Origin of the sequence: Acidithrix ferrooxidans (assembly GCF_000949295.1) — a bacterium.
GTDB classification, from domain to species: Bacteria; Actinomycetota; Acidimicrobiia; order Acidimicrobiales; family Acidimicrobiaceae; genus Acidithrix; species Acidithrix ferrooxidans.
Window position 1 is genome coordinate 40,666 of sequence record NZ_JXYS01000031.1, and the last position, 18,570, is coordinate 59,235.

Consider the following 18,570-nt stretch of genomic DNA (forward strand, 5'->3'; position numbering starts at 1 on the left):
AAGAATTTGGCATCCAAAAAGGTACCCTAAGAATCTAACCTATCCTCGCCGACTTGATGTTAGCACGTTCAATAAGTAGATCCATAATGGAGAGAATTACCTCTACTGGATCCAAAGTACTATCAACTTCGATCGAGAGAGTCTTAGAGATGTCTCTAAAGTCTGCTTTGGCAAAGCGTCGCCTCAAATTTACAAGGGCACTCAACGCTGGTGAAAATCCAACCATTGTAATCCGCAATCTACTTTGAAATGACGTGCTCTGGATTACACCCTTGACCTCGGTCATAGCCAAATAAAGAGCCCGATTGCGAATTCTCGTCACATCGCAGAGGGCTTTGGCTTCATCAGGAACAGGACCAAAACGATCTTGCCAAGCCAATTGAATCGCTGAAATTGCCTCGTCATTTTGACAGTCAGCCAACTCCTTGTAAGTTTCTAACCTAATCTCATCCTTTTCAATGTAACTTCGAGGTATCGTCGCACTCACAGGAATATCAATTCGACATTCAACCGGTAGTGCAACCTCCTCTCCATTTAGATAGGCAATGGCCTCTTTTACCATCTTGACGTAGAGGTCGTATCCTACAGCTGCAATGTGGCCACTTTGAGTATGACCAAGAAGGCTTCCCGCTCCTCGAATCTCAAGGTCACGCATAGCAATCCTAAAACCCGAACCTAGCTCTATCGCCTCACCAATGGTCTTGAGCCGTTCGTAGGCTTCTTCGGTAAGCTTGGTGTTAGGAGCATGAAATAGATATGCATAAGCCTTTACGCCAGCACGTCCAACTCGACCTCGAAGCTGGTGCAACTGCCCTAGTCCCAACAGCTCAGCTCGATCGACAACCAATGTATTCACCGTTGGCATATCGATTCCAGATTCAATAATGGTGGTGCAAACCAAAACGTCGAACTCGCCACGCCAAAAATCTTCGACAATCGTCTCTAGGTGTGACTCTTCCATCTGGCCATGGGCAACCGCCACTCTCGCTTCAGGAACAAGCATTCGAATCCTCGAGGCAACCGCTTCTATATCCATCACGCGATTATGCACATAAAAGACTTGACCCTCGCGAAGAAGTTCGCGGCGAATCGCCTCAGTAACAGCGGCTTCGTCAAAGTCACCCACGTAGGTCAAAATAGGCTGACGCGACCCTGGAGGAGTATTTAAAAGCGATAGATCGCGCAAACCGGTCAAAGACATCTCAAGCGTCCTAGGTATTGGAGTGGCACTCAAGGTCAACACATCCACATTGACGCTAAGCGCTTTAATGGCCTCTTTATGGGTCACTCCAAAGCGTTGCTCCTCATCAACGATCAAAAGACCGAGGTCCCCAAATTTAACGTCCTTCGAAAGAAGGCGATGGGTCCCAATAATTACATCAACACTTCTATCACCTAGAGAGGCAATGATCTCTTTTGCCTCCGAATTCGACAAAAAGCGCGATACCACTTCAACTCGAACTGGAAATGGGGAAAACCTCTCCGAAAAAGTCTGATAGTGCTGCTGCGCCAGAAGAGTAGTTGGGACCAAGATAGCTACCTGCTTGCCAGCTTGAACCGCTTTAAAGGCAGCTCTTATAGCGACTTCGGTTTTGCCAAAGCCAACATCGCCGCAGATGAGACGATCCATGGGTCGATCGCTCTCCATGTCGGCTTTCACTTCGACTATCGCCTTTTGCTGGTCAGGCGTCAAGGTGTAGGGGAAGAGTTCCTCCATCTCCACTTGCCAATTCGTATCTGGAGCATGAGAAAAACCAACTGCTGCTAAACGCTTTTGGTATAGCAGGACGAGCTCTTGGGCTATTCGCTCCACCGAGGCCTTTACCTTGGCCTTCGTCTTTGTCCAATCGGTGCCACCCATTCGAGACAAAGTGGGATTATCACCACCCGAATATGGGGTTAGGGCTCCCATCTGATCGGTTGGAACAAAAAGCTTCGCCTTATCGCGATATTCGATCTCTAAATAGTCGCGCTCAACACCACTTATGCTGCGTCGCACCATCCCAAGATATCGCCCGACTCCGTGATAGTCATGTACTACATAACCGCCCGCGGAAAGGCTATCAAAGAAAGCGCCTACTCCACGAGCGCTGCGGGTAGAGTAGGTCGAGGTGCGACGTACCCTATGACCAGTAAAGTCGCTAGGTCCTATAACCACAAAGCCACCGCGAGCACTTCGAAAGCCAACTTCGATCCCAGAGATAAAACATCCGACTCCGCCTCGGCGTCGATTGCTGAGAGCGACTTCTAGCTCGTTAGTATTGCGAATAGCAAAGGCGCCAACGCCCTCGTCCTTGAGGGAAGCGATAATCCGATTCGCCATCGCAGCAGAGTCAGCGCTGACCAACACACAAAAACCAGCAGTCATGTCACTACGAATGGCCGATACGATAGTCTCACTTCTATGATCGCCGAGACCTACCCCACCAATATCAATTACAGTTGAATCGCTCGACCTAGCAAGTGAATCGCGGAATATCACTTCTCCGCCAAAATCGCCAAAGAGATTATCGGCTCGTACATACAGCGTCACACTGGAATATTCGTCGCTCTTTAGCCCCCAAGTTGGACCTAGCACCGAGATTAGATCTTCTTCTTCCGAAGCAATTGCGGAGATCCTCTCAACAACTCTGGGTGAGTCAGACACAATAACGGTGTCACCCTTGGTCAATAAAGATTCAAACGCGGTATCAAAGGATGAGAAAAATGGAGTCCAGGACTCCATTCCTTCGAAGTAAATTCCTTGAGAGATCTGTTCAAAGATACCAGATAGGACCCCCATGGAATCGGCTAAGGTCAACGCCTCGCCACGTTGGGAAGCATTTGGGCGAAACTCACGTATTGGAAAGATGGTAGCCTTAGCAAGCGCTTCTGTGCTCAACTGATCTACAAGTGAGAAGTTTGACAATCGATCAATTTCATCGCCAAAAAAATCGATTCGTATTGGCGACGGTAGTCCAGGCGCAAAGAGATCGACGATCGATCCCCTTACCGCAAATTCACCTAAAGACTCAACTTGATATTCACGTCGATAACCAAATTCCCCAAGCGATCGAACGAGTTCAGCCATATCTATGGTTGAACCCACGTTGACCTCAATTGGAGTAAACCCAAGGCTAGAGAGGTCGATCTTCTGGGCTAACGATCGAGCGGGAACGATCCAAATAGCCGTTTTGGAGATAGCGCTCTCCCGATGCGTCAACTCCCAAAGACACCTAAGGCGCATAGCCATCGTCTCCAGACGTGGAGACAATCTCTCAAAGGGCAGAGTATCCCAACTTGGCATAATTGCCGCAAAAAATTCGTCCTGAAATGGTTCTAGATCCCTAGCCAAGACTTCCGCGTCCGCCATTGAAGGCACTACCACAATGACCCGCTGGGAGTCATTCCTAGCACGAGCGTAACGGGCTACCAAAAAGGCAAACCCTGGCTCTTTTAGATAGACGCTCTTACTTCGAGACAACGAGATCTCATCGAAGACCCCTCTGGAATCCAAAACCTTGGCAAGATGAGAGATTATAGACATATAAAAGCTGAAACGCTAGTTCCTGTTGATTTCATTCATTGCGGCATCGACCCCTTTTCCCAGTACATTCTGTAGGGCAGCTACGCCAAGTTCAAATGCACCTTCATATCCGGCCAGATCGCTCGGCTTCAACTGTGTAAGGACGTAGTCGCGAACCGGTTGCGTCCCAATCGGACGTCCAATTCCAACGCGTATTCGCACAAAATCAGAGGAACCCAGTTGTGCCACAATAGACTTTAATCCATTGTGACCTGCGACTCCTCCACCACGTTTTACCTTTATGGATCCCGGTGGGAGATCTAGTTCGTCGTGTATGACGATCAGATCAGAAGTTTCCTTTAACTTATAACGTTTGGATAGGCCCGCCAAAGCATTCCCAGAATTATTCATAAATGTTTGAGGGAATGCAAAGGCAACGACATCCAGTCCATCTCGATCCTCCGCTAAAAGGCTGTGGCTTCTAAGTGAAGGAATGAGCTTGAGACCTCGATCCTTGACGGCTCTATCTAGGACAATCGCACCGAAATTGTGACGGGTATTCTCAAATTGGCGACCAGGATTTCCTAGGCCTAAGACTAATTTAACAGATCGCAACGGCGATCACCTACTCAGCTTCGCGAAGTCCAGCTTCCTTGCCGACGACGGTATCACTCGGAGTTAGAAGTGTAACTTTCGCGGGCAAGCCCAGTGCAGACGCCAAGATCATTCCATCGACCAGTAACTCCGGTCCGACATCAATAGTCGCAGGAATCTCTGAAGTTGGTCCCGATACCTCTAGGTTGTCGAGTTCAAGCTCAACGCCCTCACCTGCTACCAAAGTCACCGTGACAACGACCTCTTGATTCGCTGAGAGCAATTGAAGGTCCATATGAAGAAGGCTTCGCCGAACTGGATGACGTTGAATATCCTTCACCAAGGTCGTCTGAGGCTTTCCGTCAATCTCAATCTCCAAAATTGCACCCATTAGCTTACGATGAATGACTAGGGCATTAAGTTCTCGAGCAGGTACTGCTATCGACCTTGGTTCGCTTCCCTTTCCATAGATCGTTACTGGCACAAAACCTTGCCTTCTAAGGCGACTTGAAGGTCGGCTACCAAGCTCTCTTCCGCTTAGGGCCTGCAATATGGAATCGGACACTTTTAATAAACCTCGCGTACATCAAAGAACTAGAACGTATGAATTCACTCGTCAAAAAGAGTTGAATATAACCCAAAGCATCCTAGTGGTAAAAAGCCAACACGCCGCCCTAATCGCTCTATAGCCGGCAGGGCAAAATCGTCATGAAAGGTTTTCTCCACCAAAGATATCCGAGACGGAGGTATCCTCAAAGACTGCGCCAATAGCTGCCGCTATTACTTGGGCGACCGAGAGCACCTCCAACTTGGCGATCCTCCTCTCAGGAAGAAGGGGAAGGGTGTTGGTAATTACAACCTTAGAAATTGGCGACTCTTCGAGGCGCTTAGTCGCTGGATCGCTCAAAATGCCATGCGTAGCCATCGCCCAAACTTCAGCTGCTCCTTGGCTTATCAACAACTCGGCTGCAGCGCAGATAGTTCCTGCAGTATCGATCATGTCGTCGATAATAACGCAGCGTTTACCTGCAACATCCCCAACGACATCAAGTGCCTCCACAACATTGGCTTTGCCACGAGGTCGTCTCTTGTGCACAAATGCAAGTTCCATGTCCAAATAGAGCGAAAAGCGAGAAGCAACCTTTACACGACCAGCATCGGGAGCCACGATCACGGTATCGGCGGTGTGGTTGGCTTTCAAATAGTCAATCAATACCGGCATCGCAGTCAAATGATCAACTGGACCATCAAAGAACCCCTGGATCTGACCGGAATGCAGATCTAAAGTTATAATCCTGTCAGCCCCCGCAGTGGCTAGAACGTCAGCCACCAATTTGGCCGTGATTGGCTCACGACCCGAGGCCTTTCGGTCTTGCCTTGAGTAGCCATAGTATGGGCAGACCGCCGTAATTCGCTTTGCTGAGGCCCTCTTAGCGGCATCAATCATATTCAATTGTTCAAAGATCGCCGAATTTACCGGGTAGGCGTGTGATTGGATGATAAAGATATCTTTACCTCTAATCGACTCGCCAAAGCGACAGTAGATCTCCCCGTCTGCAAATTCCCTTAGGTCAACTTGACCCAAGGGTACATCGAGGTGGAGCGCAACTTCGGCAGCGAGTTCTGGGTGCGACCTACCTGAATAGATCTCAAGACGTTTACGAGGGACTAATTCCACATTTACTCCAAAACTACAAACGATCCACTTTTTGACGAATCGTCGATCTTTACACCTGATCGAAGCACCGCATAGGGTCCAACAATAGCATCTTCACCGACCCGACAACCTTCAAGGTCCGATCTCACAACCTTAGCGCCATCTTGGATCACCGAGTCGCTAATACGTACCTCGGGACCAATCTCAGCACCTCGGCCCACCGTCGTTTGACCAATTAAAAATGTACCTGGCCAAATTGTCGTATCTTGGCCGATCTCTACAGTGGAATCTATATAAATGCTGTTCGGGTCCACCAAGTTTACCCCTTTGAGCATGAAGGAGGCATTGATTCGCTCTCGCATCTTCGCCTCTGCACTAGCGAGTTGACGGCGATCATTTACGCCCAAGGCTTCATCTGGGTCAGAAATCTCGTATCCACTTACATGGTATCCCGCCTTAGCAAGAATCTCCACAACGTCAGTAAGGTAATACTCGCCTTGTACATTTGACGGATTCAGCCGACGCAGCGCCGGAGAAAGCACATCCAAGTTAGCCACATAGATCGACGAATTTACATAAGTACAGTCTCGCTCTTGGATTGTCGCATCCTTGTGCTCAACGATCCTGAGCACCTTTTCGTCCTTACCAAAGATCACCCTTCCGTAACCGCTGGGATCCAGAAGATCGGTATAACTCACGCTAAGCGCAGAATTATCTCGTACGTGACTAGCAAATATAGCCTCGATGGTCTCGGCGCGAATTAACGGCGTATCACCGGGAACCACAAGAACCATAGGTGGCGCGTCGGTATCAAATGCTATCGGGTCTGGCAAGGCTGTCATGGCAGTTGCCAGAGCGTCGCCCGTCCCTCGCTGAGCCTTTTGTTCGACGAACTCTATATGCATTCCGGCGGGAGCCAGCCTTAGTATGGAGTTCCTTACAACATCGGCACGAAAGCCCACGACGACAACCACGTCGGTTATGCCTGCCTTTAGAATCTCCTCTAAGATATGCAGGACCATAGGCTTACCGCAGATACGAACTAGCGGCTTGGGACGCGACGACTTCATTCGCGTGCCTTCTCCTGCCGCCATGATGACTCCAAAACGTTTGCGCACTTTAGTTTTGTCTTGCATAAAATCATCTACCTCGTATAGCAACTATATCTTGACTCTCGTGGACTTTGGCCTCTTGTTGAAACCTTCATGGCACAAGTAACGCGTAACCGATTCGGCTATATCGTGCATTTGCTATCGGCCAAAATCTGAATGACTAGCCCTCTAAAAGCTAAATCTTAGAGACTAAGACGGTATCCTTATCGAATCTTTATCGGAACAGATAGCTAGCGAATCGGCGTTGGCGAGACCATAACCGAACTCACACTCTGTGGCGCAGAGTTGAATGTCAAAACATTCTGCGCCATTGACGCATTTGAAATCTTCGCCCAGGAGCTACGTGCACTCGTGAGAGCGCTAGAGACTACCTTTGATGAACTAAATTGCGTTGGCAGGGCAATCTTGATCTTCACTGTAGGGGAATTGACTGATCGATCGTCGATCAGAACGACAGACCAGCTACCTAGCTTTTGACTAGCGATTGCCTCAATCCCATTGGGCAGACCAACTACGCCATGTAGAACCGATCCGATGGGCATGAACTTAGAAAAGTTACCAAAAACATAATACCGTTTAGTCAAATAGAACTTATAGTTGTGGTCATTTGGATAGTTAATGTCGTAATAGACGAGGCCGTCATTCCTACCGAGAATGTTGACGTTAGAGGCGCATCCGCTTGAGAGATTGGGCTGGCAGCCAATATTAGGCGAAAGCGCAGTCCACCAATCAAAGGCCGAATCCCCACCATAGAAAAGATCGTTAAAGATGGATTTAGCGAGCCACATACCAGAGACCATGGTTGGATCGTATTGATAGCCAAAACGCTTTCCGTTGAAACAGCAGATCTCCGTCATCCAGGAGTTGAGTCCCAAACGAGCAAAGACACTCTTCATATCGCTTAGGACCTGAGGGCCTGGATAATCATAGCTATGGTGTGCGAAGGCGGCTATGTACTTAATTGCATTGAGATGATGAACCCAGTGGGACACCTCAGGAATAAGCTGGAACGCTATTTGAGATGACTCATCTGCTATTATATGACACCAAGGTGCCGACTTGGCTAGATCCTTTCCCAAAGTGCTCACAAGCAGAGCCCGAACAGGCACAGGGACCCTCATCCCCTCTTGCTTGCACGGCGCCATCGAAAAGTCAGGTTCGTTCATCGGAGAGAGATAGCTAACGTCTATCCCCAAGTGTTTCTTTAGGCCTACCACGACGTGGGTCAAATATCTTGCGTAGGGAGCAACCTGCCGGAACGACAAAAATCCCCGACAACTCAGATGGTTAGAGGTAAAGATTGGTGGGGCCGAATTGACAAAAGCAACTAAATCCTGAACATGATAAGCCTTGGCCATCTTGAGAAAATAGGTTCCCGCTGGGTCGTTGTTGAAGTTATAACTTCCATTTGCATTCAAAAAAGTCGGCGGGGCCTTCCAAGACGTTGTGACCCCGACGCCTCCGCCACCCACATTGTATCGAAATTGGCTCATCTGGAGCCCCTTGGATGAAAAAAGCAACTTTCCGACTTCGAGACGGCTTGACTTGGGCATCGAATACACAGGACCAGACCACCATGCACCAGATGCCCCAAAGCCAGCAATTTTCTGCAACTTCGTCGGAGAAACTACCGCGTTAGGGACTACCGGGGCACCCCTAATTAGCTGTGACACGCGGACCAAGCCCAATGAGAGAAAAATTATCGTCGTTACGACTAAGGTAACACGCAGACTTTTACTCACCGATTTAAGGTCAGCAAATAACCACTTGCTATTTTCTTGGCCCTGCGCATTCATGACAAAGAAAGAACTTACATCCTAAAGATTAAAGACAGGTAACACCAAAATGCCAAAGCTTCAATTCGATCGAATCGATGAGTCTGCCACTCAAGCTGATAGCACTCGTCACAGGCTAAATCACGGGCTAAATCACAGGCCAATCAATCCAAGCCCAACAGAGGAAGAGCAAATTGGCCTTCACCCGATCACAAAAAGCGACGGGCCGACTTTGGACGAACGTTAGCTCCTAAGTTATCGATCTCACGGCGTAAGCATCCATACAAACCGCGGCAAGTAGGCGACACGTGAACCCCGTCATCGCATTCAGATCTGGAAATCCTAGCGCGGATTGGCTTTGTTCTGAGATTGACGAGAGGGATTCCAGCGAGATAGTGATAGACAGTTATGGCTATAGCTTTAAATACCTCGCCCTAAAAACTCTTCGAAGTAACGAGGAAGATCCGATCCTGCCGGCATCTGTTCACTGCGAACCGTTGCCTTGACGCCCAGATCCCCTAACATATTCTCCAGCATCGCCAAATATTGAATCGCTGAGTTACCAAAAAGCTCACAGACGAAAAAACCATACTCACCCTGGGACAGTTTCCCTATTGTGCCGCGGGCCAACCTGTTAGTTCTTATGGAAAACGAGAGTTTGTGGGTCACAACGTCATAGTCGCTACTTGGGGTTTTACCCGGCTCTAAGACTAGATCAATCACTCCGACAAGCACAGGTGTGAATAATCGCCTTCCACGTTCACCTTCGCGCCTGAGCGCACCAAAAAAGTCCCCTACGCCAAGGGCTCCATTTCTTCTCTTTGACCTCAGATCATCTTCAAAAGCGTCAATCGAACGCTCAAGACAATCTCGCTCTAGTTCAAAGGCCAAAACCGTTGATAACAAGCGAGCCATCAAATGGATTTCATCTCGATACTGTAAAATCGCCTCATCCATCTTCTGGGTGGAGATGCCGCACAGCGTACCAAAAAGAGAACCGTCCGAATAGGTTATCGGAACCCCTACGTAGGCGCCAAGGCCATGGGTCAAAGCTACTGCCGCTTCCATGTATTGACGAACGTCTTCTAGACAGGGCACGATATTAGGCCCTAGCCCGGCTATCATTCTTGAGCAGATCGAATCGCTCCAGGAAAGAACCGCCCCTGCCTCAATCCCGAATTTTGACCCTGCTACCTCCAAGATCGTCCAATACGGATCAACGGTACGAGTCACCATCCAGAGGTCTAACCCTACCTTTTGCTGCAGATATGCTAGAAGTGATCGTGAGGCATCTTCAAAGCTACCAAACCCGGCCACCGGTGCACTACTTTCAGCGAGCTTGATATCCAAGATCGGCCACCTTTTTTATTTATTGGAAATGAACCCCATCGGCCAAGTCGCATCCAAACATCCCAACCGCCGCTTTGCAGATAAACATTTGAGATCGCTCTACGATTCTTAATCGACACCATATCAATCTATCTTGAACTCTGGCTCGTTTAAAACTAGATCATCCCAGTTGCTAAATTCACCTATCTAAATCACGTATTGAATAGAGTATTACTGCTCTATTCGAATTAGAAACCAACAGGTCTCACTACATCGGTATTATCACGGTATGACCATCATGCAAAAAAAAATTACTAGTAATAACTTGAGATAAATGAGAAAGATATCGAATTTAATCCGGTGGTTTAATCACCACCATTTCAAATCAATCGCTTTTTGCGCATTTCATTTCAGGCAAGTGATAAGTCAACTGGTTATTGAGGTCATTACTCTTATGTCGCAGACTAATGGTCTTAAAAACCAGACAAGCTAAACGATGTAGGCAACATGTCAAAGACCATTCCAAGACACCTCTGGCGGTCCCTATCGACCACGACCTTCGTTAAGTTGTCATATAGTGCAATAATTACCAATTTTATGAACAGATCAATCAGGCATATTTAGATATTAAATGTGCCAATAGCGAAACACCTTATTTCATTATCCTTAGCTATAGCACAAGAATATAAAAAATAGATTACCTCACGTTAAAGATAAAATTATGGAAGGCAAATAAGTGAATTTACCCTTTGAATAATTTCAATCATGCAGTTAACGGGTAAATTAGCCGACCATTGGCACTTCAATCAAGCCATTAAATTTGCAAAATTGTGCCACAATAGTGATGTTCATTTAAGAAATTGCCATCCTTGGGGCAAGTAACCAATCTACCGAAAAATTGCTACACTAATTCATTCACATAAACTAGCGGCAATGAGAAGGTGGCCGACCACAGTGCATATTCCAGAGGCAAAAGCAATGTTGAGGGATTCGTTTGGCCCATGTGCATTAGAACCAGGCCCAAGCGCACCCGTTGCTACAAATTGCGCAGTTGGAAACCTTTCGCCGAGCATTGCTAAAAATGGGATGCTGCCACCTTCACCGCAAAATCCAGGATCTTTTCCAAAGGCATCCTGGGATCCACGTGAGAGCGCATCCATCAACCAGGGCGCAGGAATATTGGCAACCCATCCTGCGGCGGGCTCCTCGCACTCTATCTCAACGAGAGCCCCATAGGGAGGGTCGTTCGAGAGGAGTTCGACGATCGCATCCTGTGCGGCGAGGGGATCCACCGATGGAGGAATTCTAAGTGAGATCTTAAGTTGGGTATTGGCCCGTAATACATTTCCGCCTTCATCGACATCGGGAATTCCAGAAATTCCGATAGCCGAGAGAGACGATTTCCATGTCTGAGCTAAAATTCGCTGCGCGCCGTCGCCATCCAAAGCTAGACCATCAACAATAGGAAAAGCCCGTGCCAGCGGATCACGAAGTTGACTATCTAACGCGTTCGCGCCATCAATGAAAAACTGCGGAATCTCAGGACGAAGGAGTTGGGGTATCAGTTCACCCGTTCTCTCGTCTTCTATTCTAGACAACAGCTGTCTAAGTATCCGAAAGGACGATGGCACCACGCCGCCAGCTTCACCCGAATGTACGCCGTGCTCTAGAACTTTGACATTTACCCTTATGACTAAATTCCCTCTAAGCGAGGTAGTCACCCAAACTCTTTCAAAGTCCAGGCCACCCGCATCGAGGCATACCACCAAACCAATCTCGCCCAGCACTTCCTTGGCGCGATCAAGATGAGCAGAAAGATCCGGACTGCCGCTCTCCTCGCTTGCCTCAATTATCACAACAGACCGTGGATACGGTAGCCCCCGACGCGCAAGAGCATCAATCGCCAAAAGGGCAGCAAAGATCGAATAACCGTCGTCGACCACGCCTCGCCCATACAGTAAGTCTCCTCGCATATGGGGTTCGAAGGGGTAGGTTCCCTCCATCCAGGGGCCGCTAGCGGGCTGTTTGTCAAGATGACCATACAAAAGGACACCAGGAGCCACAATCTCAGGAGATGAAGGTGGAACTTCGATCACTAAAGCAGGTGTCCGACCTTTGATCTGCGAGACCCAAGCCACGCAACCAGGTATCTCGAGCTGCCCAACGAATGCGCTGAACAACTCGAGCGCTCTTGCAATCTCTCCAGATTCTTCCCAGTGCGGATCAAATGCCGGAGAAAGAGACTTTATGGCTATGTACTTTTCCAGATAGGGAATGGCTACCTGGCGAAACTTCTGGTCGATATCATCTTTAATGCTAGTCACGCCTTAAAACTTAGTCTTAGCAACAAGTCTGTCTGTCGCAATGTCGCCATGGCCGTAAAATTGCCAGAGTCCACTTCACCTATCAACTTCTCGAATGAAGCTCTCGCCTAGATCGTCTCTATCGCAAGTTTCTCCTGTGAATAGAGATTACGCAGAACTTTCTTGTCGAACTTGCCAACTGACGTCTTTGGAATCTCATCCACGAAGCTCCACCGTTCAGGTAGCCACCACTTTGCCACCATCTTTAAGATATAGTTTGAAAGCTCTGTTGCACTGAGTTCACTTCCCGGGGCCACAACTACACAAGCCAGCGGCCTTTCATCCCATTTGGAATCTGGTACACCAATCACGGCGGCCTCATAAACCAATGGATGTGACATAATGGCATTCTCTAGCTCAACCGACGAGATCCACTCTCCGCCAGATTTAATCACGTCCTTAGTGCGATCGGTAATTCGAAGGTACCCCTGCGCGTCAATAGTGCCCATATCTCCGGTCTTCAACCATCCCCCATCAAAGCTCTCGGGATTGACACCCTTGTAATAGCTACTTGCTATCCAGGGGCCGCTAACTTGAATCTCGCCTAACGTCGTACCATCATTAGGAGCAACAATGCCTTCGGCATCGACAATTCTGATCTCAACCCCCGCTACCGGGCGGCCAGCTGTTACCTGATATTCGATAGCACGTTCTGGATCGGTTCCGACTGGCGGAATGGCTAGGGTGCAAAGAGGCGATGTCTCAGTCATCCCCCAGCCCTGGACGAGTGAGATATTATATCGATCCCTGAAGCCCTCGATCAATGAACGAGGAACCGAAGAGCCACCAGCCGATAGAATCCTCACAGATGAGAAATCCACCTCGTTGTCTTTTGCGTAATGCAATAGATCATTCCATATCACCGGCACCCCAGAGGCCACAGTTGGAGCGAGTTCGCTAATCATCCTAGCCAACGGGGCAGCCTGAAGAAATCTCCCTGGCATAATCATGTCGGCACCGACCATCCACGCAGCATAGGGTATTCCCCAAGCATTTGCATGAAACATTGGCACTATCACAAGACATCGATCCATGGTAGAGAGGCCAAGCGAGGCGGACGATGATGCTGCAATTGAATGCAACCAAGTTGAGCGATGAGAATAAACAACGCCTTTAGGCTTTCCAGTTGTTCCACTGGTATAGCACATCGCGGCAGCGTCGTTCTCGTCGTCAGGCTCGACAAAGTGACCCACGTCGACACCGTTTGCAATCAACGCCTCGTATTCGTGAAATTGAATATTTGAAGTATTGCCGAAAGCCTCTATCGCGCTGTGGTCGTAGCCACCAACTATGATGACGTCTCGAACACAGGTTGAGCGACCTAAGACTCTCAACAAAAGTCCCAAGACAATCCCATCCGCGATAATGACCTTATCTTGGGCATCGTCCACAATAAATTCCAATTGGTCTGCAAAAAGGCGCACGTTTAAGGTGTGCAAAATAGCACCCATAGAAGGAATCGCAAGGTAAGCCTCAAGGTGCTGATTGTGGTTAAAGCAAAAAGTGGCTACTCTGTCGTCTTTGCCCACGCCGAGGTCACGAAGCGCACCTGAAAGAGCGTGCGCCCTCTTGGCCACCTGAGTATAGGTAAATTCAACGACATTCTCTCCATCGAAGTTGAGGATCTTCGAATTCCCATAAAGCATCTCTCCATGGCGAAAGATAAACGGGACAGAAAGCTTTGATTCCTGCATAGTAGATTTCAAGTTATTTTCTCCCACTCGTTCGATAGCCAGCCCATGTACTCTAACTACAAGGGCAGCTCAATCTTTAACTGCTAAATTCAAGCGACTAAAGTAAACGCTGGGCAATCTAGGCGCCAAAAGCCCAGCTACTTAATTCTTATCCAAATTGCAAAGCAATGCACGCTTATTTTGAACTATCTCAACTTGATAGGTGTAAGAATTTAAGCTAGTCGAATATATCAAGCTGAAACATTGATGAAGCAAAGATATGGCATCTATAGAAGTGATCACTTAAGGAGAGACCAGAATTCGAACCTCCACTTGGCCTCCCTCAATACCTTTCGTAACTTCAAATCATCCAACCCAGCATATGAAGTTAGTCAAAGCCGACTCAAAACCTAAGGTTGATAGTAGGCAAGGTATCGGCCTTAGAGGAAATCACTTATCACATTATTTTGACCACCCAATTCAACGACCTAAGATGTCCTAAGTGAGCAAAGATCAAAAAATAGCAATTATTGGCGGCGGGATTACCGGGGCGTCTATCGCCTACCACTTGGCGTCGACAAAATCACTCAACATCTCCGTACTGGACGCAGATGTGGCCAGGGGTGCCACCAGGGTCGCCGCTGGGATGTTAGCACCCGTCGCAGAAGCCGTCTATGGAGAAGAACGCCTCTTAGATACGATGCTTGGAGCTGCACGATACTGGGGGGAACTCGCCGAGAAGCTAAGAGATGACTTCGGTCTGGACGTGGGTCTGCGAAACACTGGATCACTACTGATTGGAGCTACCCCAAATGACACAGTCGAGATCAACCGTGCAAAAAGTTTTTACGACAGACTCGGACTTGCCTGCACCTACCTTTCTAAGAGCGAACTCGATTCGATAGAACCAACCCTTTCACCCATGATTTCTGGTGGTATCTTTACTGAGATTGACAACCAAGTTGACAACAGAAAAGCACACATCGCCCTAATTGAAGCTTCCAAGCGCCTAGGCGTTGACTTCGTAACGCACGACGCGACACAGATAAATCGAATTGGGGACTCCTTCGAAATCTCCCTTGAAGACGAGACTTGCATCAAAGCCGACAAAATCGTTCTTGCATTTGGCGTAACCAAGGATGCCATCAAGGGTGTTCCCGACTTTATCTACGACTCGCTCAGGCCAGTACGCGGAGAAGTAATACGAATAAGGACAAACAAATTCACACCTGCTCCAGAGCGAATTGTTCGCTACTTGGTAGAGGGCAGACCGGGCTATATCGTTCCTCGCCTGGACGGGGAGATTGTTATCGGTGCCACGCAAGAGGAAAAGGGATTTGACGCTAGCACAAAGGTGCGATCCACCTATGAACTACTTCGTGACGCTCTGAGAGTAATACCTGCATTGGGAGAGATGGAGATCGCCGAGATCAACGTCGGCTTTCGGCCAGCCACTAACGACAACTTTCCAATTTTGGGTCAGGTCGAACAAGATCTTTTCTGCGCACTTGGTAGCTTCCGCCATGGAATCCTGCTCTCTTCAATAATTGGCAGGGGAATTGCCGAGATGATCTCTGGGCCTACAACCTCTATCGAACTAGGACTATTTACTCCAAATCGCCTTAGGTAAGCAGTCGCAAATTATAAGGATAGAAATTGGGTAGAAGAATGAAAAACAAAAAAGACACGGTAGAAAGTAAAACAAGACCACGCCATACCTCTGGTAATAAAACAAACCGAGATCGCCCCTACCTGTCGCTTGGGGCCAACCTTAATCAACTAATGGCCTAGGGCAATCCATAGAGGTCCATACAGAGACGGTCTTTATGATCTAATTTGAAAGAGCAATTAATTGAACCTTCGAAAAGACATCGATATAACCATCAATGGCAAGGCTTTATCGATCAATGAATCAATAAGTTTGGCAGCGCTATTGGACGAACTAACCATTCCAACAATAGGGGTAGCAATCGCAATCAACCAAGAAATCATACATAAAAGCCAGTGGACCATGCGAATAATTACAGGTGGCGAAGAAATTGAGATAGTATCGATTGTTGCAGGTGGATAATATCATCTATGACATTCAATAGTAGTTATCTGCCTCGATTCCCATAAATTCGAAAGGAGATTTGACTCCTCCAAGTACTAGGATACCAAGCATAAAACCCGTAGAAATGTACTCGTCTTGGCGGTTTTGATCTGGCACGACTAAAGACATATTAAAACTAAGAACATACGGGACCAAATCGAAAGACCACTGCGAAAAGATATTCAAATGACAACTACCGCACAAGCAAACGCGACCGAACCAGTCACTCCCTATCCCCCGCTAGTCATCGGTGGCGAAGAGGTCTCTTCGCGTCTCATAACCGGCAGTGGAGGCATGACTTCGCTCAGCGCACTAAAGGCAGCATTGATTGCCTCTAAAACATCTCTAACGACCGTAGCAATTCGACGATTCGAGCCGACCAGTTCAATGGGACTTTACAAGCTCCTAGGTGAGCTGAACTTGAAAATCCTGCCCAATACTGCGGGCTGCTATAGCCACAAAGAGGCAATATTAACCGCAAAGTTGGCATCTGAGGTGCTAGGGACGAAGTTCATAAAGATCGAAGTGATCGCCGACGATGCCACCTTGCTTCCTGATCCAATAGAAACTCTACGAGCCACTGAGAGCCTCGCCAATGAAGGCTTTCTAGTTATGGCTTATTGCAGCGACGACCCGATCTTGGCCCGAAGACTAGAACTCGCAGGGGCGGCAGCAGTTATGCCTCTGGGATCGCCCATCGGATCGGGCCTTGGAATACTAAATCCCTACAACATAGAGTCGATCACGAACCACTCAAACGTTCCAGTCATCTTAGATGCAGGCGTAGGTGGGGCATCAGACGTCAGTCAAGCAATGGAACTTGGCTGCGATGGCGTGTTGGTCGCATCAGCGATCAATCGTGCCCAATACCCAGAATTGATGGCGAAGTCTCTCGCGCTGGCGCTTGAGGCTGGATACTTAACAAGAATAAGTGGGCGAATACCCAAACGCGATCAAGCACTTGCTAGTTCACCAACCGAAGGAATGATCGCCCAATAAACCTGATAATCAAATGGGAAAGTAGTAATTCTCACTTAAAGTAGGTCTAAAGGACACGTTTGGTGTGATTTTGACTTATTCTTAATATTTGCTAAGAAAGAAAATAGCGTAGCGATTCGCACTAACAAGGTTGTCAACTCTATGTATCCAGGAACTAGAACACCTCCAGTGGCTCTCACCATCGCAGGCTCGGATTCCGGCGGCGGTGCTGGAATCCAAGCCGACCTCAAGGCCTTTGCTGCCAACGGTGCCTATGGAACTTCGGCCATCACGGCAGTCACGGCTCAAAATACCAAAGGGGTCCTTGCGATCGATCTAATGAGCCCACTCAGTCTCTACGCCCAGATCGATGCGGTTACCTCAGATTTTTTCGTACGAGGATCCAAGACTGGGATGCTGGGATCTATCGAGTTGCTTGAGATTGTTGCAGACTTTGCTCGCAGGGGGACTTTACCAAAATTAATCGTAGATCCGGTTATGATCGCCACATCTGGAGACATTCTGAGTCCGCAGTCGATCGTCAGCGGCTATCGCGAATTTCTGCTTCCATATGCTTATGTAGTCACTCCTAACATTCCAGAGGCCGAACTTCTCAGTGAAATCGAGATAACAAACCAATCTGAAATGGTACGAGCCGCACAACTAATTCATCGCTTTGGCCCCAAATACGTTTACATAAAAGGTGGACACCTAGAAGGCGATGAATCGATCGATATCTTCTTCGATGGACAAAATGTATCAAACCTCCGGACCAATCGAATCGCCACCCCAAATACCCATGGAACGGGATGCACCTTTTCTGCTGCTTTGGCAGCCCAAATTGCCTGCGGTCAACCCATAGACCAAGCCATAAGAAACGCAAAGATCTACACAACCAAGGCAATCATGGGGGGATCGTCCTGGGCACTTGGCTCAGGAGCAGGGCCGCTTGACCATTTCCTATGGTCACACCCAGATCAATTCTAGGTCACCCTGCAACTAGGCAACTACTTAAAGTATTCCACTGCAGATGAACACTGAAGGACACAGCTGAAAAGCTCTGCCAGGCCGTGAAAAAGATTAAAGCAAATCTACAAGTCCAAATGAAATCGAACTTGTAATTTGTCAAAACAGATCGATCAACTTCTTACAAAAGGAGACAGGTCCGACAAAAAAGGCCGACGATACCAGAGTGTCACCAAACTTGATTCGTCTTCAGTTCCAACTACGAGCCTGGCTTCTCGAGTCCCCTCCTGTGACATTTATCTAGCAAACCTAAATCTCGCCTTCTCCAATCCAAGGATTGCCCTCTATCTCTACCGGAGCTTTTATAGGATATTCGGCTAAATCTACCTTCTCCAAAAAAGCGCACGGATCTAGATAAAGGGTATATTCCTTCTTTTACAGCAGCCACAGGGTCAATTGGGACCTTTTGCATATGGCGCTTTTGCACTAGAAGAAAATCAAGGTAAAGAACGCCAAAAAGACGTTC

General features: G+C 48.1%; 13 protein-coding genes. 4 read left to right on the top strand and 9 right to left on the bottom strand.

Annotated elements, in window-relative coordinates:
- Window positions 1-34: 34 nt before the first annotated feature.
- The 9 genes from mfd to AXFE_RS06940 form a co-directional block, all read right to left on the bottom strand.
- A complete protein-coding gene (mfd, locus tag AXFE_RS06900) occupies window positions 35-3,526 on the bottom strand; it encodes a transcription-repair coupling factor (RefSeq protein WP_052605161.1) in 3,492 nt (1,163 codons plus the stop codon).
- Window positions 3,527-3,541: 15 nt separating this feature from the next.
- Window positions 3,542-4,120 (bottom strand): aminoacyl-tRNA hydrolase, encoded by a 579-nt coding sequence (pth, locus tag AXFE_RS06905; protein WP_052605162.1) that lies wholly within the window; start codon window positions 4,118-4,120, stop codon window positions 3,542-3,544.
- A gap of 10 nt (window positions 4,121-4,130) precedes the next feature.
- A complete protein-coding gene (locus AXFE_RS06910) occupies window positions 4,131-4,664 on the bottom strand; it encodes a hypothetical protein (protein WP_082058551.1) in 534 nt (177 codons plus the stop codon).
- Window positions 4,665-4,805: 141 nt separating this feature from the next.
- Window positions 4,806-5,777: a ribose-phosphate diphosphokinase gene (locus tag AXFE_RS06915; protein ID WP_052605164.1), complete on the bottom strand. Its 972-nt coding sequence runs from the start codon at window positions 5,775-5,777 to the stop codon at window positions 4,806-4,808.
- A gap of 2 nt (window positions 5,778-5,779) precedes the next feature.
- Window positions 5,780-6,892, bottom strand: coding sequence for a bifunctional UDP-N-acetylglucosamine diphosphorylase/glucosamine-1-phosphate N-acetyltransferase GlmU (locus tag AXFE_RS06920; RefSeq protein ID WP_152625915.1), 1,113 nt, complete (start codon window positions 6,890-6,892; stop codon window positions 5,780-5,782).
- A gap of 206 nt (window positions 6,893-7,098) precedes the next feature.
- A complete protein-coding gene (locus tag AXFE_RS06925; RefSeq protein WP_160291757.1) occupies window positions 7,099-8,541 on the bottom strand; it encodes a glycoside hydrolase in 1,443 nt (480 codons plus the stop codon).
- Window positions 8,542-9,063: 522 nt separating this feature from the next.
- The gene (locus AXFE_RS06930) at window positions 9,064-9,993 is read right to left on the bottom strand and encodes a hypothetical protein (RefSeq protein WP_052605167.1); all 930 of its coding nucleotides are present in this window, start codon (window positions 9,991-9,993) and stop codon (window positions 9,064-9,066) included.
- An 890-nt stretch (window positions 9,994-10,883) separates the two neighbouring features.
- Entirely contained in the window at window positions 10,884-12,296 is a 1,413-nt protein-coding gene (locus tag AXFE_RS06935) for a M20/M25/M40 family metallo-hydrolase (protein WP_052605168.1), read from the bottom strand.
- A gap of 107 nt (window positions 12,297-12,403) precedes the next feature.
- On the bottom strand, window positions 12,404-14,041 hold the full coding sequence (locus AXFE_RS06940; protein ID WP_152625916.1) for a long-chain fatty acid--CoA ligase: 1,638 nt from the start codon (window positions 14,039-14,041) through the stop codon (window positions 12,404-12,406).
- A 469-nt stretch (window positions 14,042-14,510) separates the two neighbouring features.
- Here AXFE_RS06940 and thiO point away from each other — a divergent pair, with 469 nt between their 5' ends.
- The 4 genes from thiO (at window position 14,511) to thiD (ending at window position 18,065) form a co-directional block, all read left to right on the top strand.
- On the top strand, window positions 14,511-15,638 hold the full coding sequence (gene thiO / locus AXFE_RS06945) for a glycine oxidase ThiO (RefSeq protein WP_052605169.1): 1,128 nt from the start codon (window positions 14,511-14,513) through the stop codon (window positions 15,636-15,638).
- A 222-nt stretch (window positions 15,639-15,860) separates the two neighbouring features.
- A complete protein-coding gene (gene thiS, locus AXFE_RS06950) occupies window positions 15,861-16,079 on the top strand; it encodes a sulfur carrier protein ThiS (protein WP_052605170.1) in 219 nt (72 codons plus the stop codon).
- Between the two features lie 207 nt (window positions 16,080-16,286).
- Window positions 16,287-17,099: a thiazole synthase gene (locus AXFE_RS06955; RefSeq protein ID WP_052605171.1), complete on the top strand. Its 813-nt coding sequence runs from the start codon at window positions 16,287-16,289 to the stop codon at window positions 17,097-17,099.
- A gap of 141 nt (window positions 17,100-17,240) precedes the next feature.
- A complete protein-coding gene (gene thiD, locus AXFE_RS06960) occupies window positions 17,241-18,065 on the top strand; it encodes a bifunctional hydroxymethylpyrimidine kinase/phosphomethylpyrimidine kinase (protein WP_052605172.1) in 825 nt (274 codons plus the stop codon).
- Window positions 18,066-18,570 lie beyond the last annotated feature (505 nt).

Excerpts from the sequence above, each read along its gene's own strand:
- AXFE_RS06920 (WP_152625915.1), bottom strand. The coding sequence starts at position 6,892 with ATGCAAGACAAAACTAAAGTGCGCAAACGTTTTGGAGTCATCATGGCG.
- AXFE_RS06955 (WP_052605171.1), top strand. The coding sequence starts at position 16,287 with ATGACAACTACCGCACAAGCAAACGCGACCGAACCAGTCACTCCCTAT.
- mfd (WP_052605161.1), bottom strand. The coding sequence starts at position 3,526 with ATGTCTATAATCTCTCATCTTGCCAAGGTTTTGGATTCCAGAGGGGTC.
- thiD (WP_052605172.1), top strand. The coding sequence starts at position 17,241 with ATGTATCCAGGAACTAGAACACCTCCAGTGGCTCTCACCATCGCAGGC.